This window comes from Streptomyces collinus Tu 365 (assembly GCF_000444875.1).
GTDB classification, from domain to species: Bacteria; Actinomycetota; Actinomycetes; order Streptomycetales; family Streptomycetaceae; genus Streptomyces; species Streptomyces collinus_A.
Window position 1 is genome coordinate 2201385 of the sequence record NC_021985.1, and the last position, 26660, is coordinate 2228044.

At 72.3% G+C, this 26660-nt stretch carries 22 protein-coding genes; 9 read left to right on the top strand and 13 right to left on the bottom strand.

The window, feature by feature from the left end:
* Positions 1-15 precede the first annotated feature (15 nt).
* Positions 16-1224, top strand: coding sequence for a phosphoserine phosphatase SerB (gene serB / locus B446_RS09330; protein ID WP_020939172.1), 1209 nt, complete (start codon positions 16-18; stop codon positions 1222-1224).
* Positions 1225-1327: 103 nt separating this feature from the next.
* On the opposite strand, the gene B446_RS09335 is transcribed toward serB, so the two are convergent.
* From B446_RS09335 to B446_RS09345, 4 genes are all read right to left on the bottom strand, one after another.
* On the bottom strand, positions 1328-1846 hold the full coding sequence (locus B446_RS09335; protein WP_020939173.1) for a SixA phosphatase family protein: 519 nt from the start codon (positions 1844-1846) through the stop codon (positions 1328-1330).
* A gap of 78 nt (positions 1847-1924) precedes the next feature.
* Complete coding sequence (locus B446_RS09340) at positions 1925-2134, bottom strand: hypothetical protein (RefSeq protein WP_020939174.1); 210 nt, start codon at positions 2132-2134, stop codon at positions 1925-1927.
* Between the two features lie 197 nt (positions 2135-2331).
* A complete protein-coding gene (locus B446_RS40730; RefSeq protein ID WP_020939175.1) occupies positions 2332-2448 on the bottom strand; it encodes an SGM_5486 family transporter-associated protein in 117 nt (38 codons plus the stop codon).
* Positions 2449-2502: 54 nt separating this feature from the next.
* A complete protein-coding gene (locus tag B446_RS09345) occupies positions 2503-3801 on the bottom strand; it encodes a CynX/NimT family MFS transporter (protein ID WP_043477934.1) in 1299 nt (432 codons plus the stop codon).
* A 124-nt stretch (positions 3802-3925) separates the two neighbouring features.
* Here B446_RS09345 and B446_RS09350 point away from each other — a divergent pair, with 124 nt between their 5' ends.
* A complete protein-coding gene (locus tag B446_RS09350; protein ID WP_020939177.1) occupies positions 3926-4618 on the top strand; it encodes a FadR/GntR family transcriptional regulator in 693 nt (230 codons plus the stop codon).
* Here the strand turns inward: B446_RS09350 and B446_RS09355 are convergent.
* The 5 genes from B446_RS09355 to B446_RS09375 form a co-directional block, all read right to left on the bottom strand.
* Positions 4596-4946, bottom strand: coding sequence for a hypothetical protein (locus tag B446_RS09355; protein WP_020939178.1), 351 nt, complete (start codon positions 4944-4946; stop codon positions 4596-4598). The two genes, B446_RS09350 and B446_RS09355, sit on opposite strands and share 23 nt — an antisense overlap.
* A 162-nt stretch (positions 4947-5108) precedes the next feature.
* Positions 5109-5876 (bottom strand): enoyl-ACP reductase FabI, encoded by a 768-nt coding sequence (fabI, locus tag B446_RS09360; RefSeq protein ID WP_020939179.1) that lies wholly within the window; start codon positions 5874-5876, stop codon positions 5109-5111.
* 5 nt (positions 5877-5881) lie between these two features.
* The gene (gene fabG, locus B446_RS09365) at positions 5882-6586 is read right to left on the bottom strand and encodes a 3-oxoacyl-[acyl-carrier-protein] reductase (RefSeq protein WP_020939180.1); all 705 of its coding nucleotides are present in this window, start codon (positions 6584-6586) and stop codon (positions 5882-5884) included.
* Positions 6587-6735: 149 nt separating this feature from the next.
* Complete coding sequence (locus tag B446_RS09370) at positions 6736-8265, bottom strand: hypothetical protein (protein WP_020939181.1); 1530 nt, start codon at positions 8263-8265, stop codon at positions 6736-6738.
* Positions 8262-13916, bottom strand: coding sequence for a hypothetical protein (locus B446_RS09375; RefSeq protein WP_148305728.1), 5655 nt, complete (start codon positions 13914-13916; stop codon positions 8262-8264). Before B446_RS09375 ends, B446_RS09370 begins: the two co-directional genes overlap by 4 nt.
* 478 nt (positions 13917-14394) lie before the next feature.
* On the opposite strand from B446_RS09375, the gene B446_RS09380 reads away from it, so the two are divergent.
* The 3 genes from B446_RS09380 to tyrS are packed head-to-tail and all read left to right on the top strand — an operon-like array spanning position 14395 to position 18634.
* A complete protein-coding gene (locus tag B446_RS09380; protein WP_020939183.1) occupies positions 14395-15918 on the top strand; it encodes a TldD/PmbA family protein in 1524 nt (507 codons plus the stop codon).
* Positions 15915-17309, top strand: coding sequence for a metallopeptidase TldD-related protein (locus B446_RS09385; protein WP_020939184.1), 1395 nt, complete (start codon positions 15915-15917; stop codon positions 17307-17309). Before B446_RS09380 ends, B446_RS09385 begins: the two co-directional genes overlap by 4 nt.
* Before the next feature lie 56 nt (positions 17310-17365).
* Positions 17366-18634: a tyrosine--tRNA ligase gene (gene tyrS, locus B446_RS09390; protein ID WP_020939185.1), complete on the top strand. Its 1269-nt coding sequence runs from the start codon at positions 17366-17368 to the stop codon at positions 18632-18634.
* A 108-nt stretch (positions 18635-18742) separates the two neighbouring features.
* On the opposite strand, the gene B446_RS09395 is transcribed toward tyrS, so the two are convergent.
* Positions 18743-19021, bottom strand: coding sequence for a GlsB/YeaQ/YmgE family stress response membrane protein (locus tag B446_RS09395; RefSeq protein ID WP_020939186.1), 279 nt, complete (start codon positions 19019-19021; stop codon positions 18743-18745).
* A 239-nt stretch (positions 19022-19260) separates the two neighbouring features.
* On the opposite strand from B446_RS09395, the gene B446_RS09400 reads away from it, so the two are divergent.
* On the top strand, positions 19261-19662 hold the full coding sequence (locus tag B446_RS09400) for a DUF3099 domain-containing protein (protein ID WP_020939187.1): 402 nt from the start codon (positions 19261-19263) through the stop codon (positions 19660-19662).
* 224 nt (positions 19663-19886) lie between these two features.
* The gene (locus B446_RS09405) at positions 19887-20102 is read left to right on the top strand and encodes a hypothetical protein (protein ID WP_020939188.1); all 216 of its coding nucleotides are present in this window, start codon (positions 19887-19889) and stop codon (positions 20100-20102) included.
* 10 nt (positions 20103-20112) lie between these two features.
* On the opposite strand, the gene moaA is transcribed toward B446_RS09405, so the two are convergent.
* The 3 genes from moaA to B446_RS09420 all read right to left on the bottom strand — a co-directional run bounded on the left by moaA (position 20113) and on the right by B446_RS09420 (position 23237).
* On the bottom strand, positions 20113-21102 hold the full coding sequence (moaA, locus tag B446_RS09410) for a GTP 3',8-cyclase MoaA (protein ID WP_020939189.1): 990 nt from the start codon (positions 21100-21102) through the stop codon (positions 20113-20115).
* A gap of 156 nt (positions 21103-21258) precedes the next feature.
* A complete protein-coding gene (locus B446_RS09415) occupies positions 21259-22884 on the bottom strand; it encodes a cation acetate symporter (protein WP_020939190.1) in 1626 nt (541 codons plus the stop codon).
* Complete coding sequence (locus tag B446_RS09420) at positions 22881-23237, bottom strand: DUF485 domain-containing protein (protein ID WP_020939191.1); 357 nt, start codon at positions 23235-23237, stop codon at positions 22881-22883. Before B446_RS09420 ends, B446_RS09415 begins: the two co-directional genes overlap by 4 nt.
* Before the next feature lie 323 nt (positions 23238-23560).
* On the opposite strand from B446_RS09420, the gene B446_RS09425 reads away from it, so the two are divergent.
* Both B446_RS09425 and B446_RS09430 read left to right on the top strand, forming a co-directional pair.
* On the top strand, positions 23561-25114 hold the full coding sequence (locus B446_RS09425; protein ID WP_020939192.1) for a S8 family peptidase: 1554 nt from the start codon (positions 23561-23563) through the stop codon (positions 25112-25114).
* 33 nt (positions 25115-25147) lie between these two features.
* Positions 25148-26527, top strand: a complete 1380-nt coding sequence (locus B446_RS09430) for a CoA transferase (RefSeq protein ID WP_020939193.1) — start codon at positions 25148-25150, stop codon at positions 26525-26527.
* The last annotated feature ends 133 nt before the right edge of the window (positions 26528-26660 follow it).

The window sequence follows — 26660 nt, forward strand, 5'->3', positions numbered from 1 at the left end:
TACGGTGGTGACACCATGAGCGCTTCGCAGACCTCCGAGGTCCCCACTCTCCTCGTCAAGATCTTCGGCAAGGACAGGCCGGGCATCACGGCCGGCCTCTTCGACACCCTCGCCGCCTACACCGTCGACGTCGTCGACATCGAGCAGGTCGTCACGCGGGGCCGCCTGGTCCTGTGCGCGCTGGTCACCCACCCGCCGGCCGGGCTCGAGGGCGACCTGCGGGCGACGGTGCACAGCTGGGCCGAGTCGATGAAGATGCAGGCGGAGATCATCTCGGGACACGGCGACAACCGCCCCCGAGGTCTCGGGCGCTCCCTGGTGACGGTGCTCGGTCACCCGCTCACCGCCGAGTCGACGGCCGCCATCGCCGCCCGGATCGCCAAGGCCGGCGGCAACATCGACCGTATCTTCCGCCTCGCCAAGTACCCGGTGACCGCGGTGGAGTTCGCCGTCTCGGGTGTGGAGACCGAGCCGCTGCGCACGGCCCTGGCCTCGGACGCGGCGGCACTGGGTGTCGACATCGCCGTCGTCTCCGCCGGTCTGCACCGGCGCGCCCAGCGGCTGGTGGTCATGGACGTGGACTCGACCCTCATCCAGGACGAGGTCATCGAGCTGTTCGCGGCGCACGCCGGGTGCGAGGACAAGGTCGCCGAGGTGACGGCGGCGGCGATGCGCGGCGAGCTGGACTTCGAGCAGTCGCTGCACGCGCGCGTGGCGCTGCTGGAGGGACTGGACGCCTCGGTGGTGGAGAAGGTGCGCAATGAGGTCCGGCTGACGCCGGGCGCGCGCACGCTCATCCGCACCCTGAAGCGCCTCGGCTTCCAAGTCGGCGTCGTGTCAGGCGGGTTCACCCAGGTCACGGACGATCTGAAGGAGCGCCTGGGGCTGGACTTCGCGCAGGCCAACACGCTGGAGATCGTCGACGGCCGGCTGACCGGGCGGGTCACCGGCGAGATCGTGGACCGCGCGGGCAAGGCGCGGCTGCTGCGCCGGTTCGCCGCGGAGGCCGGGGTGCCGCTGGCGCAGACGGTGGCGATCGGGGACGGCGCCAACGACCTGGACATGCTGAACGCGGCCGGTCTCGGTGTCGCCTTCAACGCCAAGCCGGTGGTCCGCGAGGCCGCGCACACGGCCGTGAACTTCCCCTTCCTGGACACGGTGCTCTACCTGCTGGGCATCACCCGCGAAGAGGTCGAGGCGGCCGACACCCACGACGAGGGCTGAAGCTCCCCGCGGCGGCTCAGCGGGGCCGCCCGGCGGCCCGGCGCTCCGGACGTGAGGAGGGCCCGGCACCACGGGGTGCCGGGCCCTCCTGTCGTGCGTGCCGTCACTCGGAGGGCGCCCAGTAGTCCGTCAGGGTGGCCACGCCCGGCTCCAGGCTCTTCCAGGTGCCGTCGAAGGTGAGCACCGCGAAGCCGGCGGCGGGGAAGCCACGGCGGTTCATCCGCTCCCGGGCGTCGCCCTCGGAGCCGCCGGCCAGCACCTCGGCCAGGCCGTGGATGCCCGGGTTGTGGCCGATCAGGATCGCGTTGCGCACGTCGTCCGGGATCTCGTTGAGCACGGCGATCAGCTCCCCGGGCGAGGCCTCGTAGACCCGCTCCTCGTAGTGGGTCTTCGGCCGGTGCGCGAGTTCGTGGACGGCGAGCTTCCAGGTCTCACGGGTCCGGACCGCGGTGGAGCACAGGGCAAGGTCGAAGGTGACGGCGGTGTCGGCCAGCTTCCGTCCGGCGACGGCGGCGTCCATCCGGCCCCGCTCGGCCAGCGGGCGCTCGTGGTCGGACACCTGGGGCCAGTCGGCTTTCGCATGCCGGAAGAGGACGATCTCACGGGGTTCTGCGACGCTCATGAGATCCAGCTTCGCATGAAACAGGCCACCCGGCGCAGGGAGTTGACTTGCGATTTCACCGGGTGCGCGGGCTCGGTGTCAGCGTGCGAGAAGCTGCTGCACGCGTTCGAGGAGCTGAGTGATCGCGGGGTCGCCGCTCGCCGCGTGGGCCTGGGACGGGTTCAGTATCAGCGCGAACAGCATGATGAAGGCGAGTGCCGGCAGGGCGAGCGCCCACCAGCGCAGCCGGATGTCGACGCCACCGCCCGAAGGCGCCGGGTGGGGCCGGGAGGGGATGGGGGCCGGCATGGTCGCCTCCGTGGGTCGCCGAGCGGTTCTGGCCGCCTGTCGCGGTCACCTCTCGAAACTACGGAATCCGGGGCCGCCGACCCATCCGGTGACCCACCCACTTCACCCTGACCCTGGCCCCCTAGGGGATGGTGGGGCCAGCCCCACCATCGGGCGCCGCGGCCGGGCCGGACCGGGTCGGTTCAGGGCGGTTCGGGTCAGGGCGAGGCGAGCGTCGCGATGATGGCGATGATCACGAAGATGGCGAGGAACGAGCCGAAGACGAGCAGCATCTTCTTCTGGCCGTTCTGGGGGTTCGGGTCGAGCACGGGCATGCGGCCAGTGTCCCACCTGCCGTGCCCGTGCCCCGCCCCGGGGTGCCGCCCGGGTCAGCGTGTCGCCGCCGCCTCGTCCTCCACGACGCGGTCGCGGCCGGCCAGGAAGCCCACGACCATCTGGGGCAGCATCAGGGCCGCCATCAGGGCGATCGGCAGGCCCCAGCCGCCGCTGTGCTGGTAGAGGACGCCGACCAGCAGCGGTCCGGGGATGGAGATCAGGTAGCCGGTGCTCTGCGCGAAGGCGGACAGCTGCCCCACGCCGGGGCCGGTCCGGGCGCGCATGCCGACCATCGTCAGCGCCAGCGGGAACGCGCAGTTGGAGATGCCCAGCAGCACCGCCCAGGCCCAGGCGCCGGCGGCCGGGGCGAAGTACAGGCCCGCGTACCCGGCGAGGCCGCAGGCGCCCAGGACGAGCACGATGGGCCCCTGGTGGGGCAGCCGGGTGGCCACCCGCGGGATGACGAAGGCCAGCGGCACGCCCATCACCATGGTGACGGCCAGCAGGATGCCCGCGGTGCCGGCCGGGACGCCGGCGTCCCGGAAGATCTGCGCCATCCAGCCCATGGTGATGTAGGCGGCGGTCGCCTGGAGCCCGAAGAAGACGGCGAGCGCCCAGGCGGTGCGGCTGCGGGTGATGCGCAGCGGAGCCTGCCGCCGCTCCCCCGCCGGGTTCGCGGGCACCGCCGCCGGGTTCCCGGGCTCCGGGGACGGGGCGGGTTCGGGGGCCGCTCCCCGGCGCCGCACCAGCGGCAGCCAGGGCAGTACGGCGGCGGCGGCGAGCCCGGCCCACACGGCGAGGCCGGGCCGCCAGCCCCCGCCCAGGGCGTGGGTGACGGGCACCGTGAGCGCGGCGGCGGCGGAGGTGCCGAGGGCGAGGGCCATGGAGTACAGGCCGGTCATGGAGCCGACCCGGTCGGGGAACCAGCGCTTGACGATGACCGGCATGAGCACGTTGCTGACGGCGATGCCCATCAGGGCGAGCGCGCTCGCTGCCAGGAAGCCGGCCGCGCCGCCCGCGTAGGGCCGTATCAGCAGGCCGGCGGCGATGGCGACCATGCCGGCGCAGACCACGGCGGCCGGTCCGAAGCGGCGGGCCAGCCGGGGCGCGGTGACGCCGAAGACGGCGAAGCACAGCGGGGGCACGGAGGTGAGCAGTCCGGCCACGCTGCCGCTCATGCCGAGCCCGTCGCGCACCTCCTCCAGGAGCGCGCCGAAGCTCGTGATGGCCGGCCGGAGGTTCAGCGCGGCCAGCACGATGCCGACCACGACGAGCCGGGTCGCCCACGCGCGCGTGCGGGGTGTTTCGTCTGTGCGCGCGACGGTGGAAGCACCGCGTTCGGTCGAAGGCATCGACGTACGGGTGTCCACGGTCCGCGTTTCCTCACCAGCCATGCCGACCATCATAGAATCATGGGATGATTGGTTGTCCATTCCCGGGGTCTCTCCGCCCCGGCCCAGCGTGCGAAGGTGTGCCATGCCCCTGAGCCACCCGCGCCGGTCGGCGCTGTCCGAACAGGTCATCGCCGAGCTGCGCAACCAGATCGCGTCCGGCGAGTGGCCGGTCGGCTCCCGCATCCCGACGGAGCCCGAACTGGTCGAGCAGCTCGGGGTCGCCCGGAACACCGTGCGCGAGGCCGTCCGCGCCCTCGCGCACAACGGGCTGCTGGACATCCGCCAGGGCTCGGGCACCTACGTGGTGGCGACGAGCGAGCTGGCGGGCGTGATGCACCGCCGGTTCGCGGACGCCGACCCGCGCCACATCGCCGAGCTGCGCTCCACGCTGGAGTCGGCGGCGGCCCGTCTTGCCGCCGGGCGGCGCACGGAGAAGGACCTCAAGCAGCTCGACGCGCTCCTGCTGCGGCGCGAGGAGGCATGGGAGACCGGCGAGGCGGAGGCGTTCGTGACGGCGGACGCGACCTTCCACCTGGCGGTGGTGGCCGCCTCGCACAACGACGTCATGACGGCGATGTACGCCGACCTCGGTGAGGTGCTGCGGGACTGGCTGCGCGCGGACGTCGGCGCCGACCTGACGCCGGAGACGTACATGGAGCACGGCCGGCTGGTGGACGCGATCCGCACCGGGGACGCCGAGGCGGCCGCCGCCGAGGCCGCGAGCTACCCCTTCCTGTGCCGCCCCGGACGGTTCAGCGCGCCTTCTGGTGGCTGATCCAGACCGAGCGGACCTCCTTCCAGCAGCGTCCGGTCAGCCGTACGGTCATGGCGGCCGCGGCGTCCGCCGGGGCGCTGTCGGTGTCGATGTCCCACCAGCGGGCGCATTCGATGTGCAGCCGCACCCGGTCGGTGTCGACGTAGGGGTTGTGGCAGTAGGCCACGACGTGGGAGCCGTGGACGGCGGTGCGGCAGGCGGCGCCGAACAGGCGCGGCGCGGGCGGCTTGCCGTCGGTCACGCGCGCGTGGGACATCGCGTCGTACGGCAGGGACAGGACGAGGGCTACGGCCACGGTCACCGGGGCCAGGCTGCGGGACAGGCGCACAAGGGAACCTCCTCGGCCGGGCTGCGGAGGGAAGGCGCGGGGTGACCCCGTAGTCCAGAGTGGCCCGCCGGCCCCGGGCGCCGCCCGGCCGGATGCTCCGAACGAGTGACGCCCCGCCCCCCGCGCGGTGCGGGGAACGGGGCGTCGGGCCCGGGGCCTGGATCAGGCGCCGATGGCGTGCAGACCGCCGTCCACGTGGACGATCTCGCCGGTGGTCTTGGGGAACCAGTCGCTCAGCAGGGCGACGACGCCGCGGCCGGCCGGCTCCGGGTCCTTCAGGTCCCACTCCAGGGGCGCGCGGGAGTCCCAGACGGACGCCAGCTCCGCGAAGCCCGGGATGGACTTGGCGGCCATGGAGCCGATCGGGCCGGCCGAGACCAGGTTGCAGCGGATGTTCTGCTTGCCCAGGTCGCGCGCCATGTAGCGGCTGGTGGCCTCCAGGGCGGCCTTGGCCGGGCCCATCCAGTCGTACTGCGGCCAGGCGTACTGGGCGTCGAAGGTGAGGCCGACGACCGAGCCGCCGTTCTGCATCAGCGGCAGGCAGGCCATGGTCAGCGACTTCAGGGAGTACGCCGAGACGTGCATGGCGGTGGCGACCGACTCGAACGGCGTGTTCAGGAAGTTGCCGCCGAGCGCGTCCTGCGGGGCGAAGCCGATGGAGTGGACGACGCCGTCGAGGCCGCCGAGCTCCTCGCCGACGACGTCCGCGAGGCGCCCGAGGTGCTCGTCGTTGGTGACGTCGAGCTCGATGACCTTGGTGGGCTTCGGCAGCTTGCGGGCGATGCGCTCGGTGAGCGTGGGACGCGGGAACGCGGTGAGGATGATCTCGGCGCCCTGCTCCTGGGCCAGCTTGGCGGTGTGGAAGGCGATGGAGGACTCCATCAGCACACCGGTGATCAGGACGCGCTTGCCCTCGAGGATTCCGCTCATGGTGATCAATGACCCATTCCCAGTCCGCCGTCAACGGGGATGACGGCTCCAGTGATGTACGAAGCGTCGTCCGAGGCGAGGAACCGCACCGCCGCGGCGATCTCCTCCGGCTGCGCGTAACGGCCGAGCGGCACCTGCGAGACGATGCCCTCGCGCTGCTGCTCGGTGAGCACCTTGGTCATGTCGGTGTCGACGAAACCGGGCGCGACGACGTTGAAGGTGATGTTGCGCGAACCCAGCTCACGGGCGAGGGAGCGCGAGAAGCCGACCAGGGCGGCCTTGGAGGCGGCGTAGTTCGCCTGGCCCGCGGAGCCGAGCAGGCCGACCACCGAGGAGATCAGTATGACGCGGCCCTTCTTGGCGCGGAGCATGCCGCGGTTGGCGCGCTTGACGACGCGGAAGGTGCCGGTGAGGTTGGTGTCGATGACCGAGGTGAAGTCCTCCTCGGACATGCGCATCAGGAGCTGGTCCTTGGTGACGCCCGCGTTGGCGACCAGGACCTCGACCGGACCGTGCTGGTCCTCGATCTCCTTGTAGGCCTGCTCCACCTGCTCGGCGTCGGTGATGTCGCACCGGACGGCGAGGAAGCCGGCCGGCGGCTCACCCGAGCGGTACGTGATCGCGACCTTGTCGCCGGCGTCGGCGAAAGCGCGGGCGATGGCGAGGCCGATGCCCCGGTTTCCTCCGGTGACGAGAACCGAGCGGCTCAACGGATCACCCTTTCGATAGCGGTCTGCAGCGGTCCGACACCCGCCCGAACACCTCGATGACAGGCGGCTTCATCGAAAACCTATCGGTAGCGCCCCTCCCGCGGGGAAGCGGGCACCGACAGTGGCTGAAGTGCGTCGCTGTGGGGTCCCTACAGTTTCGCCCAGCGCCGATGGGCCCGGATCAGGGCGGTGCAGAAGGCGGCGAGGGTGTCGTCACGCAGTGCCCCACGGTGAGCGAGGATGTTCCTGACCCTGACCAGGTCCTTCAGCAGGGCCTCTTCCTCGGCGGGAAAGGCGAGTGCCCCGGCGTACTGGGCCGCCAGCAGCGTTCCCACCTCCAGTTGCCGGAAGGCCTCCTCCGGGCGGTCCCGGAAGCCGGCCGGTGGACGCTGGCTGTAAGTCGCTACGACCGTGTCGAGAGCCTTGGTCGCGTATCTGACTCCGAGCCGGGCCAGCTGATCCCGGGTCTCCTCGATCCAGGGCGACACCACCCGCTGCTGGGCCTGCCCCACGAGGGTGGTCAGCTCGATCGGCCTGCCGCGGTGCTCGGCGGCCCCTCCGGTCGCGTACCAGCCGGCCGGATGACGGCGCAGCATGCCGTCCCACGACTGGACGACCCCCTCGGACCAGGCCGAACGCAACCTGGATGCCGGGCGTCGGCGTGATCCGGCGTCCTGGGTGGCGCCGGGGCATGCCCCGGCACGCGCGATCAGCGCCACGTCCAGACAGGAGCGCAGCGCCGCGTCCAGCCGGCTCGCCGTGCCGTCCCAGGCGTCGGTCAGCCGCTGGGCGAGCAGGAGATCGAACGCGGCCAGCTCAGTGATCACCTCGTCGCGTACGGCCGCTACGATGCGCTGTTCGAGCGTTGCGCCCGGGGCGGAACGCTTGGCCGCCGCGACAGCGAGGGCGGTGTCGAGGCGGCCCACGGTGCCCCACCACCAGTGCACGGCCGCCGTCGCGATGTCCCGGTCCAGTTCGTCGGTCAGTGCCTCGGGAACATCCCTCAGCCGCGACACGACCAGCAGCCGGGGACGTTCGTGAGGCGGAAGGCCCGCGTCCTTCACCGCGGCGGTGAGAGAACGCAGGAGCCGCTCGACGGCACCGCCCCTGCCACCGCCTGGGGGACCGCCCGGCGCGGGTTGCCCCGAGTCCTCCGGTTCGCGCCAGGCACGCAGGCCGATCACGGGCCGCCAGCGTCCCCTCCGGTCCGTCAGCCGTGCCACGACCTCCCCCGGGCTGACGGCGAGCTCTTTGCCCAGTCGTTCGAACAGCGCCGGAACCGGATGCTCGCGTACGGGTGCGGTCGTCGCCCGCGCGGGCGCGGGCGTTTCCCAGCCGATGTCGTATCCGCCGTCGAAGTCGAGGTCGGGCAGGCCGTCCCAGGCCTCCTCCTCCCACGGGGCCGCGTGGTGGGCCACGGACCGGTCCGACGGCTCGCCGGTGTCCGGCCCCCGAGGCGTGGGGATCGGGAGTACCGTCGGCGGCTGCACGTCCAGGCGGTCCGGAGCGGTGTGCAGGGCAGCCCGGTACAGATCCTCGGCGTCTCCGGTCTCGACCAGATGGTCAGGCAACAGCCACAGGCAGTTCAGACCGGCCTCGAGGTCGGCGGCGATCGCCTCGATCTGTCCCCTGACCCCCGGCAGCGCGAGGAGCGTGCTGACGTCCTGCCCCATGGTCACGTGGTCTCCGCGGCGCGAACCCGCAGAGCGCGGAAGGTGACCGGGTCCACCGCCATCCCCTTGTCGACCTCGTCGATGACTCCGAGCTGATCCAGGTGGGCCAGCCACTCCTGGGTCTCCTCGGCCGACAGGCCGGTGGCCGCCTCGACGTCGTCCACCGGAACGCCCTGTCCCTCCTCGACGTACGCGAGCCACATGTCCAGCAGCGAGAGGTCCCGCGTGGTGAGCCCGGACTCCCTGATGTGGGCGGCGACGTTCGCGGGAAGGGCCGTGGCGGTGCGGACGCGGTCGAGGGCGTCGTCGAGGGTCGCACCCCGCAGCGACACGTCCGCGACCGCGATCTCCGTCCAGCGGGGCCAGCCCGAGGTCGCCTCCGTGAGCCTGCGGCGATCCTCGCGGGAGACGAACGGGCACTCCGGCCAGGCCCGCAGGGAGTCCGCCGTCCAGCGCCGGGGCTGCAGGGTCCGCACCCGCAGGCGCCGGCCCTCGTCACGGGCCCTGAGGGCGCCGACGGCCTCGGCTCCGGCCAGGACGAGGATGGTGCGGCTCTGCTTCTCCTTGCGTCCTTCGTTCTGCGGGACGTGTTCGTCGGCTGCCGGTCCGGCGAAGTCGACGCAGCGTCGCAGCTCCTCGTTCAGTTCTGCGACGCTCTTGCCTCGCAGGTCGGCGAGGACGACGTGGCCGGCCCGTGAACGGGCCGCCCCCGCGGCCCCGAGGACGGAACCGAGGTCCGCGCCGGGCTCGGCACGTACGACCTTCACCCCCCGCCCCTCGGCGAAGGCGGCGACAGCGCGCAGGACGAGTTCGGGTCGGTGCAGTTCCGTCGTCGACACCACCGACACCCCGGGCTGTGCGGCCTCGTGCAGCTGCCCCTCGGTCAGCGGGCTGTACAGCAGGACCCCGGTGGTGCGCTCACGGCCGAGGATGCGCCGGGCGGCCCGCGGGTTGTAGTCGTAGGGAAGGCCGAACTCCGTCTCGTGGAGTTCCACCTCCAGTTCCTCGCGCGTCCCGAGCATGTTCACGACGTTCGGGCTGCGTACGGCGAAGCGTGCGCGGTCACCGAGGCGGATCAGCAGACCGAGCCCGACCATCTCGGTGAGATAGATCTCGGCCTGCTGGACGCCGCACTCCTCGAACCCCTCGGGCCAGGCCTCACGGGCCAGGTCCAGCAGCTCCTTGGCGCTGTAGTCCCCGCGGTAACGGTCCTCGAGGCTGCGCAGGGCGATGACCAGCGCGAGCACTCGATAGCGGTCCTCGAGGTTGATGGTGAAGCGCAGGCGCTCGGCGATTCTGCGGCGCAGTGTCTCCGAGGCCGCGACCTCCTGGACATCCTGGTCCGTGATGGCCGTGGCCCGGTCCGTCACGACGTAGGGCCGCGAGTGCAGCGTGCGCACCAGCTCGCTGCAGAAGATCTCGACGATGTTCGCCTGGTAGTTGGTGATGGCCAGGATGCGCCAGACCAGCTCGGGACGCCCGAAGGCGTAGCCGAGCGCGGCCATGGGCTCGGTGACCAGCTTGAGGGCCGCCTGCTGTTTGAGGGGGCCCACGAGGACGTCGGGGCCGCCGTGCACGGTGGACACGTTGGAGAGGGCACCGAAGCGCTGGACCTGGTGGAGGCCGGCGAAGACGATCTTGAATCGTCTGTCCGTGCGCTCCATGAGCTGCTGGAACCGTTTCACGTTCGGGAAGGTCGACTCGCCGCCCATCTTGAACGTTCTGCGCGAGTCCGCCGTCAGGAAGGCGTCCGCCTCGTCCGCGAGGACGAGCAGCCGCCGCGACTCGTCGGCGTCGAGCCACTCCCCGAGCCGACGGGCTACGACGTCCGGGCCGGCCTGTTCGGACACCTTGTTGCCGAACACACCCCGCCGTTTGAGCTCCTCGGCGAGCAGGCTCCAGATCTTGTCGGGCGCCTCGGCCTGGCCGATCTCCGACTTGAGTAGATCCAGATAGATCGCGACGTAGTTGTCCGACCTGCTGGGGAAGATCCTGGCGACCCTTCGCAGCAGGGCCGACTTGCCGAGCTGCCGGCCCCCGTACAGGAAGAGCCCGCCACGCGGGTCCATGACCTCGCGCATCTCCTCGTCCCGCCCGTAGAAGACCTCCGGCGGGACCAGGCCCGCGACGAAGGGCGTGTACGGGTTGTACGCGGCCCAGGGCAGGGTGACACGCTGCAGCGCCCGGAAGCTGCCCGGGGCACGGGCAGCCATCCAGCCGACCACGGCGGGGTCCACGACCAGCGCCTGCTGGGCACCGGAGCGTGACGCGTCGGCCAGCCGGCGCCGTCCTTCGGTGCCGAGCGGGTGCAGGTACAGCACGATGTTCGCGTCGACGTCGGCGTCTTCCAGATGGGCGAGGGGGCCGTTCGCCCGCTGTTCCTCCCAGATGAGCTGGATCGTGTACGACGTGGCCTGGGAGCCGAGCGCGGCCACGTAGCCGGTGCGTTCGGCGACCCTGGCCTTCACCTTGAACCGGCGCACGCCCTGGGTGCGTGTCTCCACGACGGGCTGGCCGGTGGGCTCGAGGCCCAGCAGCCGCAGCACGCGCGGCAGATGCTGCTGCCATTCGCTGTTGCGTCCGTGCCGGGTGCACAGCGCCTTCCAGGATCGCAGGCCCAGGTCCGCGGCCTCCGTCAGTCCGCCGGCCGTGCCGTATCCCGTCGCCCACCATTCGGCGTCGACTCCGTCACCGCCCGGCCGCGGGACGCCCGGACCGGTGAGGCCGGCGACGAAGGCGGCCAGTTCGGCGCCGTCGTCGTCGGGCCGCTCGGGCAGGGGCTTCCCGCCGCGCGCGAGCGCCAGGAACTCCTCGGCCGTCACCGTGTCGCCCTCGGTGATGAGTTTGGTGATGCGTTCGTAGTCCGCCTGGTTCAGCGGGCGACCCTGAACCAGCCGCAGTTGCTCCAGTTCCTGGCGCTGCCGCCGGGTCGAGTCCTGCACCAGCTCGGACAGTTCCCTGGCCAGCCTTTCGAGCCGGTCGAGGGCGTAGCGGTACCGGCCGGCGTCCTCGCCGTGCGCGAATTCCTGCAGGCGACCGGTGAAATGGCGCTCCTGGTCAGGGGCGAGCAGGTTGAGGGTCCGCATCTGGGCGAGCAGACCCGCCGCCTGGGTGTGCTGCCGGTGGACGGTCTCCCGCCAGTTCTCCTCCGCCTGCTGCAGGCGTCGCTCGGCCCCGCCCACCCACTCGGTGTCCGTGACGCCGTAGCCGTTCCGGTCGAGTCGCACGGCTTCGACCAGGGCGCGCGCCAGGTGGAGGTCACCCCTCTTGAGGTAGCGGCGCAGTGCCTGCTCGGCGTCGGCGGGTGCCATCAGCGCGGCCATGCGCCGAGCCGTGCGCGGGTCGTCCAGATCGGGAAGGCCGCCACTGTCGCGGGGTACGTCGGGCAGTGCGAGCAGACAGTCGGCCGGGGGACGGCGCTCCGCCCCGTCCACGCCCGGGCGGTCCTCGGACGACGGGGGCTGCACCTCGCCCTCCAGCCACTGGTGGAGCAGCAGCAGTGCCGCTCCGCCCACGCCGGGCGGTGCTTCCACGTCCCGCAGGTCCCGTCGTGCGGAGGCCAGTTCCGGGATGCCCGACTGTCCGGGGCCCGAGGGCCGCGACAGGTTCGCGGCGACCGCGTCGGCCTTGGTCAGCAGGTCCGACACGGAACGGCAGGCGGCGTGCAGCTGGCGCAGGGCGCCCGCGGTGATGGGTTCCTTGGCCTGTTTCGGCGTGCGGAACCGGCTGTCGGTCTGCTCGATCAGCCGGTCGACCGCGTCGCTGCTGCGCAGTTCTTCGGCGCGTGCCCGGAACCCGGCTGTGGGCAGTGTGCCGTCGTCCACCCACTGGATGACGTCCCGCAGAGCCAGGCCGAGCTCGCCCATGGGGCCGACCAGGTACTGCAGGACGCGGGTGGCACGCTGGTACATCGTCTTGCGCCGGGCGAGGCCGTCGAGCAGCTGACGTGCCTCCTCGCCGAGTTCCTCTTCGAGGTCATGCTCCTGGTTCAGCACGTCGTCGGCGTGCCGGGCGGCGGGGTCGAACAACCGTCCGTTGCGAACGGCCGCGACCAGTACCGTGAGCAGTTCCTGCCAGGGTGCCGCCAGTCCGGCGGGGGCGGAGAAGTCACTGACCAGGACGTGCGGCCAGCACGCGGTCAGTCCGGCGCGCAGGGCGGCGACGAGGGCGACGAGGTAGGCGTCGCGGTCGGGGGCCAGCGCCGCGGGGTCGATGTCGTGCAGGATCTGCACGTCCGTGGCTTCCGACTCGGTTCCGCAGCGGAAGGCCGCGGCGGCGAACGCGAGGGCCTGGGCCCGCATGGCGGGCTCGGCCGAGGCTTCCGTCATCCAGTAGGCCTCGGCGAGACGTCCGTCGCGAACCAGCCGGACCACCGGCGGTTCCTGCCCGGTCTCCCACGGCGCCTGCACGTCCCAGTCGGCCTCCGCCACCGAGGCGGGCCACGGTTCCTGCTCGACGAGGTCGAGATCGGTCGTGGCCTGCCGCCCCTCCGGGGCGTCCTGCTCGGGCGTCGGGGCCGGTGCCGCCCCGTCGACGGCCGTGGCGGTGCTGTGACCGGAGTCGGTGCTGTCACCGGTGCCGGAGCCCTCCGTGCCGCGGGCACCGTCGTCGACCGGTCCGGCCGGGGCCGTCGCGGCCCCGGCTCGTACGTCCCCGGGGTCCGCCGACGGGACGGCGGCCGCCTCGGCTTCGGAGACGGCGGCAGGGGACGTCTCCGGCCCCGCTCCTCGGGTGGGACCGGCCGGGGCCGGGGCCTCCTCGCCCGTGGCCGTGCCGTTGTCGGTGCCCTCTCCCCCGTCCTGCGCGACGAGCGGCACCGGCGCGTGCTCCTGGGTGTCCGCCAAGGCCCCGGCGGCCACGGCGTCGTCCGTCCTCTCGCCGTCGTCCGCTTCATCCGGCTCGGCTTGCGCCGACGGCACCGTGCTCTTCTGCCCCAGCGTCTTCGCGACTTCGCCGATCTGGGCGACCACCCGGTCGCGCAGCATGCTGAGGGTCGCCACCTCGTCGGGGTCCTTGGCGGCACCGATCAATGCGTCGTACGAGTGCGCCCTTTCCCGCAGAGCGGCCAGTTCCGCACGGGAGGCCTCCAACCGCGCGCGTTCGGTGGTCAGCCACGCGTAGTCGGATTCGTCCGGCCAGTCGACACCGGCGTCGGCGGACCGGTCCGCGACCCGGTCACGCCGTTCGGCCCACATCGCCAGTGACTCGGCCAGCCTGCGGGGCTCGGCGGGCCTCCGTCCACTCGCCACGGCCTCGGCCGCGGACCGCAGGTCCGCCGTCAGGTTCTGACCGAGGGACTCGAGTTCAGCGAGCGCGGTGTCCAGGGACGGCCCGTCGTCCGCGGTGCCGTCGAGCGTGGGTATCGCTCCGTCCGGTTGCCGCCCGTCGTCGGCCCCCGACGCGGCCACCGCGGTCGTCCGTTCTTCGTTCGCCTGGTCGCTGACCGAAGGCCCTGTGACCGTCACTACTCTCCCGAGGGTCTCGGCTGGGTTCGAAGGGGGCTGCAGATCCGCCGCCGCCTGCAGGATGTCCACGTGTTCCCGCGCCATGTGCCCGGCCGGCAACGACTCCGGCTCGACCGAGAGCAGGCCGTACAACGCGCACCGGGCCAGCGGAGGTTCGAGAACCTCCAGCATGACGCGCAACTGATGAACCATCGGCTCCCGAACCACCGCGTCGGGGCAACCGTACTCGTCGATCAGCGCGCGGCAGGCCCAGGCCAGAGCGCATCTGGCGACGGAGACCAACTGCGGTTGCTTCGCACGGGTGATCCACACGCGGAAGCTGTTCACCTCGCGCCGGGTGATCGGTGAGCGGCCGCGACTCCCCTGACGGCAGCTGCAGGACTGTTGCCGCAGACACTGATGCCACGTCAACAAGCCGCGTATCTCGAGCTCGTCCAGCGACGACAGCCACACACGGAAGTCCGTCCCCCACCCTTGCATGGCGTCATGATGCCACCACGTCGTGACAGTCGGTATGTGACTGGGGCAATTCCAGCGGTTGTTCCGCGGACACCCTGGCAGCGATCGCGCAGGCGTTCGGCCGGTGCGCACGCCATACTGCACTGATGCGTCCACCTGCTGGACATTCACGGGCGCTGAAGAAACCCGACGACTTGGGGGAGAGCCTCCTGTGGCACACGGCATCGATCCGACGTTTCTCGCACTTCCCCTGAGGGCCCTGGCCGACGCCGCGCTCGCGCGGGCGCGGGCGCTGGGGGCCGCGCACGCGGACTTCCGGTTCGAGCGGGTGCGCAGCGCGTCCTGGCGGCTGCGGGACGCCAAGCCGGCGGGTTCGTCGGACACCACCGACCTCGGGTACGCGGTGCGGGTCGTGCACGGCGGGACGTGGGGCTTCGCGTCGGGGGTCGACCTGAGCCTGGACGCGGCCGCCAAGGTCGCCTCGCAGGCGGTGGCGATGGCGAAGCTGTCCGCGCAGGTCATCAGGGCCGCGGGGTCCGACGAGCGGGTGGAGCTGGCCGACGAGCCGGTGCACGCCGACCGGACGTGGATCTCGTCGTACGAGATCGACCCGTTCTCGGTGCCCGACGAGGAGAAGGCCGCGCTGCTCGCGCAGTGGAGCTCCCGGCTGCTGGCGGCCAACGGCGTGAACCACGTGGACGCCTCGCTGCTCACCGTGCACGAGAACAAGTTCTACGCGGACACGGCGGGGACCGTGACCACCCAGCAGCGGGTGCGGCTGCACCCGCAGCTCACGGCGGTCTCGGTGGACGAGTCGAGCGGCGAGTTCGACTCGATGCGGACCATCGCGCCGCCGGCCGGGCGCGGCTGGGAGTACCTGACCGGGACCGGCTGGGACTGGGACGGCGAGCTGGAGCGGATGCCGGAGCTGCTGGCCGAGAAGATGCGGGCGCCGAGCGTGGAGCCGGGGCTGTACGACCTGGTGGTCGACCCGTCCAACCTGTGGCTGACCATCCACGAGTCCATCGGGCACGCCACCGAGCTGGACCGGGCGCTCGGCTACGAGGCCGCCTACGCCGGCACCTCCTTCGCCACCTTCGACCAGCTCGGCAAGCTGAGGTACGGCTCCGAGCTGATGAACGTCACCGGCGACCGCACCGCCGAGCACGGCCTGGCGACCGTCGGCTACGACGACGAGGGCGTCGAGGCGCAGTCCTGGGACCTGGTGAAGGACGGCACGCTCGTCGGCTACCAGCTCGACCGCAGGATCGCCAGGCTGACCGGTTTCGAGCGGTCCAACGGGTGCGCGTTCGCCGACTCCCCCGGTCACGTCCCGGTGCAGCGCATGGCCAACGTGTCGCTGCGCCCCGACCCGGCCGGGCTGTCCACCGAGGACCTGATCGGCGGCGTCGACCGAGGCATCTACGTCGTCGGCGACCGGTCCTGGTCGATCGACATGCAGCGGTACAACTTCCAGTTCACCGGGCAGCGCTTCTTCCGGATCGAGAACGGGCGGATCACCGGGCAGCTCAAGGACGTCGCCTACCAGGCCACGACCACCGACTTCTGGGGCTCGATGGCGGCCGTCGGCGGTCCGGGGACGTACGTGCTGGGCGGCGCCTTCAACTGCGGCAAGGCCCAACCGGGCCAGGTCGCCGCCGTGTCCCACGGGTGCCCCTCCGCCCTGTTCAAGGGCGTCAACATTCTGAACACCACGCAGGAGGCCGGCCGATGAGCGCCCGTACCCACAAGCCGCACGAGGTCGTCGAGCGGGCGCTGGCGCTGTCCCGGGCCGACGGCTGTGTCGTCATCGCCGACGAGCACTCCACCGCCAACCTGCGCTGGGCGGGCAACGCGCTGACCACGAACGGTGTCACGCGCGGCCGGACGCTGACGGTGATCGCGACCGTGGACGGGCAGGAGGGCACCGCCTCCGGGGTCGTCTCGCGGTCCGCCGTGACCGCCGAGGAGCTGGAGCCGCTGGTGCGGGCCGCCGAGGCCGCCGCGCGCGGTGCCGGCCCGGCGGAGGACGCCCAGCCGCTGGTCGACGGCGTCCCGGCGTCCCCGGACTTCACCGACGCGCCCGCCGAGACCTCCTCCGCCGTCTTCGCCGACTTCGCGCCCGCGCTCGGCGAGGCCTTCGCACGCGCGCGTGCCGGCGGCCGCGAGCTGTACGGTTTCGCCAACCACGAGCTGGTCTCGACGTACGTCGGCACGTCCACCGGGCTGCGGCTGCGGCACGACCAGCCCACCGGCACCCTGGAGCTGAACGCCAAGTCCCCGGACCGCACCCGCTCGGCGTGGGCGGGCCGGTCCACCCGGGACTTCAAGGACGTCGACCCGGGCGCCCTGGACGCCGAGCTGGCCGTGCGCCTCGGCTGGGCCGAGCGGCGGGTGGAGCTGCCGGCGGGCCGGTACGAGACGCTGCTGCCGCCGACCGCGGTCGCGGACCTGCTCATCTACCAGCTCTGGTCGGGCTCCGGCCGGGACGCGGCCGAGGGCCGGACGGTGTTCTCCCGGCCGGGCGGCGGCACCCGGGTCGGCGACCGGCTGACCGAGCTGCCGCTGTCGCTGCGCAGCGACCCCAACGAGCCCGGCCTGGAGTGCGCGCCGTTCGTGGTCGCCCACTCCTCGGGCGGCGACCAGTCCGTGTTCGACAACGGGCTGCCGGTGCGGCCCACCGAGTGGGTCGACGAGGGGGTGCTCAGGAGCCTGACCACCACCCGGCACAGCGCGGGCCTGACCGGCCTCCCGGTCGCCCCGGCGCCCGGCAACCTGATCCTGGACGGCGGCCGGGACCGCTCGCTGGAGGACATGGTCGCGGACACCGAGCGCGGGCTGCTGCTGACCTGCCTGTGGTACATCCGCGAGGTGGACCCGGCGACACTGCTGCTCACCGGGCTCACCCGGGACGGCGTCTACCTCGTGGAGAACGGCGAGGTGGCCGGGCAGGTGAACAACTTCCGGTTCAACGAGTCGCCGGTGGACCTGCTCGGCCGGGCGGTGGAGGCCGGGCGCACCGAGAAGACGCTGCCGCGCGAGTGGAGCGACTGGTTCACCCGGGCCGCGATGCCCGCGCTGCGGATCCCCGATTTCAACATGAGCTCTGTCAGCCAGGGCGTATAACCTCGTAGGCGGCTGTCACCCGACCGCCCCAGGATCACCGAGGAGACACGAGAACCGTGACGGACATCGTCGACGAGCTGAAGTGGCGTGGGCTGTTCGCCCTGTCCACCGACGAGGACGCCTTGCGCAAGGCGCTCGCGGACGGTCCCGTCACGTTCTATTGCGGCTTCGACCCGACGGCGCCGTCGCTGCACGTGGGGCATCTGGTGCAGGTGCTCACCGTGCGCCGGCTCCAGCAGGCCGGGCACCGGCCGCTGGCGCTGGTCGGCGGCGCGACGGGCCTGATCGGCGACCCGCGCCCGACCGCCGAGCGCACGCTGAACGACCCGGAGACGGTGGCCGGCTGGGTGGGCCGGCTGCGCGGCCAGATCGAGCCGTTCCTGTCCTTCGAGGGCGAGAACGCGGCGGTCATGGTGAACAACCTCGACTGGACCGAGGGTCTCTCCGCGATCGAGTTCCTGCGGGACATCGGCAAGCACTTCCGCGTCAACAAGATGCTGACCAAGGACTCCGTGGCCCGCCGCCTGGAGTCCGACCAGGGCATCAGCTACACCGAGTTCAGCTACCAGATCCTGCAGGGCATGGACTTCCTGCAGCTGTACCGCCGGTACGGCTGCACGCTCCAGCAGGGCGGCAGCGACCAGTGGGGCAACCTCACGGCCGGTCTCGACCTGATCCACCGGCTGGAGCCGGACGCCGAGGCGCACGCCCTGGCCACCCCGCTGATGACCAAGGCGGACGGCACCAAGTTCGGCAAGACCGAGGGCGGGGCCGTCTGGCTCGACCCGGAGATGACGACGCCGTACGCGTTCTACCAGTTCTGGCTGAACGTGGACGACCGGGACATCTCGAAGTACATGCGCATCCTGTCCTTCCGGTCCCGGGAGGAGCTGGAGGAGCTGGAGCGGCAGACCGAGGAGCGTCCGCAGGCCCGTGCCGCGCAGCGCGCGCTGGCCGAGGAGCTGACGACGCTGGTGCACGGCGCCGACCAGACGGCCGCCGTGATCGCCGCCTCGCGGGCCCTGTTCGGCCAGGGCGAGCTGGCGGAGCTGGACGAGCGGACGCTGGCGGCCGCGCTGTCGGAGGTGCCGCACGTCCGGGTCACCGAGCTGGGCCCGGTGGTGGACCTGCTCGCCGAGGTCGGCCTGGTCGCCAGCAAGTCGGCCGCGCGCCGGACGGTCAAGGAGGGCGGCGCCTACGTGAACAACGCGAAGGTCACCGCCGAGGACGCCGTCCCGGCCAAGGAGGACCTGCTGCACGGGCGGTGGCTGGTGCTGCGGCGCGGGAAGAAGAACCTGGCCGCGGTAGAGGTCACCGGCGCCTAGGTGCCGGAGTACCGGATGGAGGGCGGTTCCCCGCGTGGGGGCCGCCCTCCGCCGTGTCGGCTGCCGGGCCGGTGTCCGCCGCCGCGTCCGCCGCGCGGCCGCCCGCCGTCAGGCGCCCTGTCTCCGCTTGCCCAGGGTCGCCATGTAGAGCATGTCGACGGCGAAGACGATGATGATCGCGGCGATGAGCTGGAAGGCGTGCCGGCTCCAGTCGATGCCCCGGGTGGTCTCGACGCCGAGGGCGCGGGCGACGGCGTTGCCGACGATGGCGCCCAGCATGCCGCAGATGGTGGTCAGCCAGAGGGGGCTGTGCTGCTTGCCCGGGATGACGGCCTTCGCGATGAGGCCCAGGACGAAGCCCACGATGATCGCCCACAACCAGCCCATGACTGCCTCCTCGTACGGCTCGACGTGAGCGTTGCTGCCAGTCTGGGCCGCTCCCCCGGGCACCGCATGCCGGCGGCGGCCGGACGCGGTACGGCCGGCGGCGTGCGCGCGGGCCGCGGGGCGACCCGGTCTCGTGGACGGTGCGGTCGCGGCGTACCGTGGGAGTGTTCTGGCCCGGTTCCCCGCCGGACGGGACGCGAGTGCGGGCCGGGGAGTCCGATGCGGGCGGATGGTGGGAAGTGACGCGGAAGCAGCACGGCGGCGTCGAGGTGTTCCGGATCACCGGGGCCCGGACCGGACTGGCCGAGGACGTGCGGGGCCGCCAGCGGCGGTACGTCATCTCCATGACGGTCCGCACCGCCTCGGTGATCCTGGCGGCCACCCTGTGGAACGTCGAACGGTACGTCGCGATCGTGGCGCTGGTGCTGGGCGCGGTGCTCCCCTACATCGCCGTGGTGATCGCGAACGCGGGCCGGGAGCGGCCGCCCTCCCTTCCGTCGACCTTCGTCACCGCGCCGACCCGGACGATGATCATGCCGCCGCGGGCGCGGGAAGAGGGCGCGCGGGCCGACTCCGCCGCGCGGGACGTGCCGCCCGAACCGCCCGCTGGAACGGGGGGCGAGCGGCCCGGAGGGGCGTGACCACGGCGGACGCGGGAAGGCTGCCGGAAGCGGAAGCCGGACCGCCGCCAAGCTCAAGAAAACCTCAGATCAATCGTGCTGTTCCGGTGCCGGGCGGCGGGTGACCCATGACATACTGCGTACGCGCTCCGCATCCCCCGTCGGAGCGACGGACCGACGCCGGGCAGCTCCCCCCGTGGCTGCTCGGCGTCGCCTTGTGCGCACCTTCTCTGTGAGACGAATCCGTGAGTGAGACGCCCATCTGTTCCGCCAAGGGCTGCCGTGCCGACGCCGTGTGGGTGCTGGCGTGGAACAACCCGAAGGTCCACACGCCGGAGCGGCGCAAGACCTGGCTCGCCTGCGAGGAGCACCGCGAGCACCTCGCGCAGTTCCTCGGGGTCCGCGGCTTCCTGAAGGACGTCGTCGGGTTCGAGGACTGGGAAGCGCGCGAGGACTCCTAGGCCGTGTCCGTCAGCCGCCGATCGCGGACATCGGGCGGTCCGGCTGGACGAACGACGGGTCGTCGAGTCCCGCTCCCGCCTTCTTGCCCCACATCGCCGTGCGCCACAGGCGGGCGATCTCCTCGTCGGGGGCGCCGGAGCGCAGGGCCGCCCGCAGGTCGGTCTCCTCGGTGGCGAACAGGCAGGTGCGTATCTGTCCGTCGGCGGTGAGCCGGGTGCGGTCGCAGGCGGCGCAGAACGGGCGGGTGACCGAGGCGATCACACCGACCCGGTGCGGGCCGCCGTCCACCAGCCAGCGCTCCGCCGGTGCCGAGCCGCGCTCGTCGGCGCCCTCGGGGGTGAGTTCGAAACGGGTGCGCAGCGAGGCCAGGATGTCCCCGGCGGTGACCATGCCCTCGCGCTTCCAGCCGTGCTGGGCGTCCAGCGGCATCTGCTCGATGAACCGCAGTTCGTAGTCGTGCTCGACGGCCCAGGCCAGCAAATCGGGGGCCTCGTCCGCGTTCAGGCCCGGCATCAGGACGGTGTTGACCTTGACCGGGGTGAGGCCGGCCTCGCGGGCGGCCCTCAGGCCCTCGATCACGTCCTTGTGCCGGTCGCGCCTGGTGAGGGTCTTGAAGACGTCCGGGCGCAGGGTGTCCAGCGAGACGTTGACGCGGTCGAGGCCCGCTGCCTTCAGCGCGGACGCGGTGCGCCCGAGGCCGATGCCGTTCGTCGTCAGGGACGTCCGGGGCCGGGGCGTGAGGGCCGCGACCCGCTCGACGATGCCGACCAGGCCGGGGCGGAGCAGGGGTTCACCGCCGGTGAAGCGGACCTCCTCGACGCCGAGCAGGCGTACCGCGATGTCGACGAGGCGGACGATCTCGTCGTCCGTCAGCAGGTCGGGCTTGGCCAGCCACTGCAGGCCTTCCTCCGGCATGCAGTAGGTGCAGCGCAGGTTGCACCGGTCGGTCAGCGAGACCCTCAGGTCGGTGGCCACTCGGCCATAGGTGTCGATGAGCACGTGGGCCCCCTCCCTCGTTCCGGAACACTCATTCTCCCGTCACCTGTGAGCCTACGTGAGAGCGCCGACAACGACAGCGGCCCGATCCCACGAGGTACGGCGCGGCCGCGTCGTAGGACCGCACAGTCCGGTACGACGCGGCCGTCCGTAGGAAGCTCAGTGGGCTCCGGTGCCGGTCAGGGACCGCACTTCGAGCTCCGCGTACTTGCCGGTGTCCGGGACCTCCTTCGACAGGAGGGTTCCCAGGGCGCCGAGGAGGAAGCCGACCGGGATCGAGATGATGCCGGGGTTCTCCAGCGGGAACCAGTGGAAGTCGACGTCGGGGAACATCGAGGTCGGCTTGCCGGACACCACCGGTGAGAACAGCACCAGGCCGACCGCGGTGACCAGACCGCCGTAGATGGACCAGAGGGCGCCTGCGGTGGTGAAGCGCTTCCAGAACAGGCTGTAGAGCAGGGTCGGCAGGTTGGCGGAGGCGGCGACCGCGAAGGCGAGGGCGACGAGTCCGGCGACGTTCAGGTCGCGGGAGAGGGCGCCGAGGACGATGGAGACGGCGCCGATGCCGACGGTGGCGTAGCGGGCCGCGTTGATCTCCTGCTTCTCGGTGGCCTGGCCCTTCTTGATGACGTTGGCGTAGATGTCGTGCGCGAAGGACGAGGAGGAGGCCAGGGTCAGGCCCGCGACGACGGCGAGGATCGTGGCGAAGGCGACCGCCGAGATGGTGGCGAGCAGGATCGCGCCCCAGTCGGAGTGGGTTCCGCCCAGGTGCAGGGCGAGCAGCGGGGCGGCGGTGTTGCCGGCCTTGTTGGAGGTGATGATCTCGTCGGGTTTGATCAGCGCGGCCGCGCCGAAGCCGAGGGCGAGGGTCATCAGGTAGAAGGCGCCGATCAGGCCGATCGCCCAGATGACGGACTTGCGGGCGGCCTTGGCCGTGGGGACGGTGTAGAAGCGGATCAGGATGTGCGGCAGGCCGGCGGTGCCGAGGACCAGGGCGATGCCGAGCGAGATGAAGTCCAGCTTGGTGGTGCCGGTGGCGCCGTACTTCAGGCCCGGCTCCAGGAACGCGGAGCCCTTGCCGCTGTTGGTGGCGGCCGTGCCGAGCAGGTCCGAGACGTTGAAGTGGAACTTCAGCAGGACCAGGAAGGTCAGCAGCACGGCGCCCGCGATGAGCAGCACGGCCTTGACCATCTGCACCCAGGTGGTTCCCTTCATGCCGCCGATGGTGACGTACACGATCATCAGCAGGCCGACGAGGGCGACGATACCGATCTTCCCGCCGTCGCTGGTGATGCCGAGGAGCAGCGAGACCAGGACGCCGGCGCCGGCCATCTGGGCGAGCAGGTAGAAGATCGACACGACGATGGTCGAGGTGCCGGCCGCCGTCCGCACGGGGCGCTGGCGCATGCGGTAGGCCAGCACGTCGCCCATGGTGTAGCGGCCGGAGTTGCGCAGCGGTTCGGCGACCAGCAGCAGGGCGACCAGCCAGGCGACCAGGAAGCCGATGGAGTAGAGGAAGCCGTCGTAGCCGAAGAGGGCGATGGCGCCGGCGATGCCGAGGAAGGACGCGGCGGACATGTAGTCGCCGGAGACGGCGAGGCCGTTCTGGAAGCCGGTGAACTGGCGGCCGCCGGCGTAGAAGTCGGCGGCGTCCCGGGTCTGCCGGCCCGCCCAGACGGTGATGACGAGGGTCGCGGCGACGAACACCGCGAACAGCGTGATGATCAGCGGCCGGTGCTCGCTCGCCTCGCCGGCGGCGAGCAGGGTGTGCTGTGCGGGGCTCATGCGCCGCCCTCCATCCGGGACTTGATGGCCTCGGCCTTCGGGTCGAGGTCGGCGGCGGCGTGCCGCGCGTACCACCAGGCGATGAGGAACGTGGTGAGGAACTGGGCGAGGCCCAGGACGAGGGCGACGTTGACGTTGCCGGCCACCTTGGTGCCCATGAAGCCGCCCGCGTAGTTCGAGAGCAGGACGTACAGCAGGTACCAGGCGATGAAGCCGATCGTCAGCGGGAAGGCGAACGAGCGGTGGGATCGGCGCAGTTCACCGAACTCCGCGCTCTGCTGCACCTCGGTGAACTCCTCGGTGGAGGGAAGGGGGGCTCGGGGTTTCGCGGGGGGCGGTGTCTCGGTGGCCACGGAGTCTCCTCGCGTTGCGGACATGCGCTTCGGACCTCACAGGAACGGGAGACCACGCTACAGCCAGTCATCGGTCGACTCCCCGGCGTGATTCCCGCGGAGGGCCTCGATCCTGGTGGGCCCTCCGTCCACGGTCACGGCGCCACGCGCGGCGCGGTTCACGTCGGCCGCGCCCTTTCGTGGATCAGTGCGGGCCGCGCCCTTTCGTGGACCAGTGGGGGGAGATAGCTTCGGCCTCGCACCCCCCGTCATGTACCTGATGTACCCGCCCGGGCACCACCTGTGTCTCGGGCGGTTCCGTATCCGGATGATGTGGAGATCCCATGGCTCATCTGCGTTCCAGACGCCGGCTCGCGCTCGCCGTGCCGGTCGTGCTGTCGCTGACCGCCTCGCTCGGCTTCCTGCCGACGGCGGCCTCGGCGTCGACCCCGGCCGCCGCGACGGCGCGGGCCGCGGACGGTCCGAACCTCGCGTACGTGGTCAACACCTCGACGGACCACCGCACGGTCGAGTCGGTGACGCGGGCGATCACGCGCAACGCCGGCACGGTGGTGGCGAGTTACGACCGGATCGGGGTGATCGTCGCGCACTCCGCGGCCCCCGACTTCGGCGCGCGGATGCGTGCGGTGCGGGGTGTGGACTCGGCGGGCGCCACGCGCACCGCCCCGCTGGCGCCGGCCGGGACGACGGACGAGGGCGCGGTGCAGGTCCTGTCCAAGGCGGAGGCCGCGGAGATCGCCAAGGGTGCGGCGCCGGGCGAGGAACCCCTGGAGGCCGACCAGTGGGACCTGCGGGCGATCGGGGCGGACAAGGCCGCCGCGATCGACCCCGGCAGCCCGAACGTGACCGTCGGCGTGATCGACACGGGCGTGGACGACACCCACCCGGACATCGCGCCGAACTTCTCCGCCTCCCAGTCCGCGAGCTGTGTGAGCGGCAAGGCGGACACGACGTACGGCGCCTGGCGGCCGGCGGACGCCGGCCACTACCACGGCACCCATGTGGCGGGCGAGATAGCCGCGGCCCGCAACGGCACCGGGGTGGCGGGCGTGGCGCCCGGGGTGAAGGTCGCGAGCATCACGGTGGCCCAGCCCGACGCGACCTCGCTGTTCTACCCGGAGAGCGTGGTCTGCGCGTTCGTGTTCGCCGCGGACCACGGCATCGAGATCACCAACAACAGCTACTACGTCGACCCGTGGATGTACAACTGCATGGACGACCCCGATCAACGTGCCATCGTGGACGCGGTCAACAGGGCCCAGCTGTACGCGCAGCGCAAGGGCACGCTCAACGTGGCCTCGGCCGGCAACTCGGGTGACGACCTCGACTCGCACGCGATCACCGACGACTCCAGCCCCGACGACTCGACCGCCGTGCCCCGTACGGTCGACCCGCACCGGTGCTACGACGTGCCGACCCAGTTGCCCGGCGTGGTCACCGTGAGCGCGGTGGGCGTCAAGGGCGCGAAGTCGTACTACTCCAGCTACGGGCAGGGCGTCATCGACGTGGCCGGTCCGGGCGGCGACAAGTACCAGATCCCGGACACCCCGTCGAAGAACGGCCGCATCCTGTCCACGCTGCCGAACGGCCAGTACGGCTTCCTCCAGGGCACGTCGATGGCGTCGCCGCACGTGGCCGCGGTGGCCGCGCTGCTGAAGTCGGCGCACCCGCACGCCACTCCCGCGCAGCTGCGGGCGCTGCTGAAGGCCCAGGCGGACAACCCGGGCTGCCCGGACGGGCCCTACGACTGGAACGGCGACGGGGTCGTGGACGCCACCTGCGTCGGCGGCAAGCGCGTCAACGGGTTCTACGGCTTCGGCGTCGTGAACGCGCTGCGCGCGGTGCGCCAGGTCGACGGACCGCTTCACACCCCCTGAATATTGATTGAGTCAATACTGCATGCTTGACGCATGACCAATCAATACACAGCGTGGACGGCACTCGGCGGTGACCCCGCCCTCCTGCCGGCCGTCACGGCCGTCGGGCGGGCGGGGACGCTGTCCTCGAAGCTTCCGGTGCGAGAGCTGGCACGCACGTGCGTGGGCGCGTGCGCGCTGGCCGCCGCCGAACTCGGGGCGCGGCGGACCGGGCGCGCCGGAGTGCCCGGGGTGCGGGTGGACGACGGCGCGGTGGCCGCCGCCTTCCACAGTGAGCGGCTGCTCCGGGTCGACGGGCGGGCGCCGGTCGCCTTCGCGCCGCTGTCGCGGTTCTGGCGGACGGCCGACGGCTGGGTCCGCACCCACGCCAACTACCCCCACCACCGGGCCCGTCTGCTCGGTGCCCTGGGCCTGTCCCCGGACGCCCCGGCGCCGGAGGTCGCCGGCGTGCTCGCCGGTCGCTCCGCCCTGGAGGTGGAGGAGACGGTGTACCGCGCGGGCGGTCTCGCCGTCGCCCTGCGCACCCCGGCGGGGTGGGCGGCGCACGAGCAGGCCGCCGAGGTCGCCGCACGGCCATTGGTCGAGAGCGAGCGGCTGGCCCCCGCGCCCCCGCGGGTGCTGCCGCCGCTCGACCCGGCCGCCGCACCCCTGCTGCCCGCCGCCGGGCTGCGGGTCCTGGACCTCACCCGGGTGCTGGCCGGCCCGGTCGCCACCCGCACCCTGGCGCTGCTCGGCGCCGACGTCCTGCGGCTGGACGCGCCGGAGTTGCCCGAACTGCCGGACCAGCACGCCGACACCGGGTTCGGCAAGCGGTCGGCGACGCTCGACCTCGGCGCCGACCGGGACACCTTCGAGAAGCTGCTGGCCTCGGCGGACGTCGTGGTCACCGGCTACCGGCCGGGCGCCCTCGACCGGTTCGGGCTCTCCCCGCGCGCGCTCGCCGAGCGGCGCCCGGGGCTGGTCGTGGCCCAGGTCTCGGCCTGGGGCGGGTACGGGCCCTGGGGCGAGCGGCGCGGCTTCGACAGCCTGGTGCAGGTCGCGACGGGCATCGCGGCGACGGAGGGGACGGCCGGCGAACCCGGCGCGCTGCCGGCGCAGGCGCTGGACCACGGCACCGGCTACCTGCTGGCGGCGGCCGTCCTGCGGGCGGTCACCGAGCAGTCGTACGACGGACACGCCCGCGGGGTGCGGCTGGCGCTCGCCCGGACCGCGCTCTGGCTGACCCGGGAGGTCCGGCCGGAACCGGCGCCCGACGACGCCCCGGATCCGGGCCCGGACGCCTGGCTGGCCGAGACCGACAGCGACCTCGGCCGACTGCGGCACGCCCTGCCCCCGGTGTCCTTCGCAGGCGGCCCCACCGACTGGGCACGGCCTTCCGCGCCGTGGGGCACGGACCCGGCCGCCTGGGACTGAACGCCGGGCCGGGCGGCCGCGCGAGCCGTACGGGGCCGGCCCCGGCGGGAAACGTCCGGTGCGGGACGATGCCGGCGCGCCCGCGGGACGGCCCGGCTCCGCCCCGACGGACGGCTGCCCCACGCGCCATGCG

What these genes read in the sequence shown, in the direction of transcription:
- B446_RS09345 (WP_043477934.1), bottom strand. Translation starts at nt 3,801, where the DNA reads ATGCCTTCGACCGAACGCGGTGCTTCCACCGTCGCGCGCACAGACGAA.
- serB (WP_020939172.1), top strand. Translation starts at nt 16, where the DNA reads ATGAGCGCTTCGCAGACCTCCGAGGTCCCCACTCTCCTCGTCAAGATC.
- B446_RS09395 (WP_020939186.1), bottom strand. Translation starts at nt 19,021, where the DNA reads ATGGGCTGGTTGTGGGCGATCATCGTGGGCTTCGTCCTGGGCCTCATC.
- B446_RS09335 (WP_020939173.1), bottom strand. Translation starts at nt 1,846, where the DNA reads ATGAGCGTCGCAGAACCCCGTGAGATCGTCCTCTTCCGGCATGCGAAA.
- B446_RS09430 (WP_020939193.1), top strand. Translation starts at nt 25,148, where the DNA reads ATGACCAATCAATACACAGCGTGGACGGCACTCGGCGGTGACCCCGCC.
- B446_RS09350 (WP_020939177.1), top strand. Translation starts at nt 3,926, where the DNA reads ATGCCCCTGAGCCACCCGCGCCGGTCGGCGCTGTCCGAACAGGTCATC.
- B446_RS09415 (WP_020939190.1), bottom strand. Translation starts at nt 22,884, where the DNA reads ATGAGCCCCGCACAGCACACCCTGCTCGCCGCCGGCGAGGCGAGCGAG.
- fabI (WP_020939179.1), bottom strand. Translation starts at nt 5,876, where the DNA reads ATGAGCGGAATCCTCGAGGGCAAGCGCGTCCTGATCACCGGTGTGCTG.
- B446_RS09340 (WP_020939174.1), bottom strand. Translation starts at nt 2,134, where the DNA reads ATGCCGGCCCCCATCCCCTCCCGGCCCCACCCGGCGCCTTCGGGCGGT.
- B446_RS09385 (WP_020939184.1), top strand. Translation starts at nt 15,915, where the DNA reads ATGAGCGCCCGTACCCACAAGCCGCACGAGGTCGTCGAGCGGGCGCTG.
- B446_RS40730 (WP_020939175.1), bottom strand. Translation starts at nt 2,448, where the DNA reads ATGCCCGTGCTCGACCCGAACCCCCAGAACGGCCAGAAGAAGATGCTG.
- B446_RS09375 (WP_148305728.1), bottom strand. Translation starts at nt 13,916, where the DNA reads ATGGTTCATCAGTTGCGCGTCATGCTGGAGGTTCTCGAACCTCCGCTG.
- B446_RS09425 (WP_020939192.1), top strand. Translation starts at nt 23,561, where the DNA reads ATGGCTCATCTGCGTTCCAGACGCCGGCTCGCGCTCGCCGTGCCGGTC.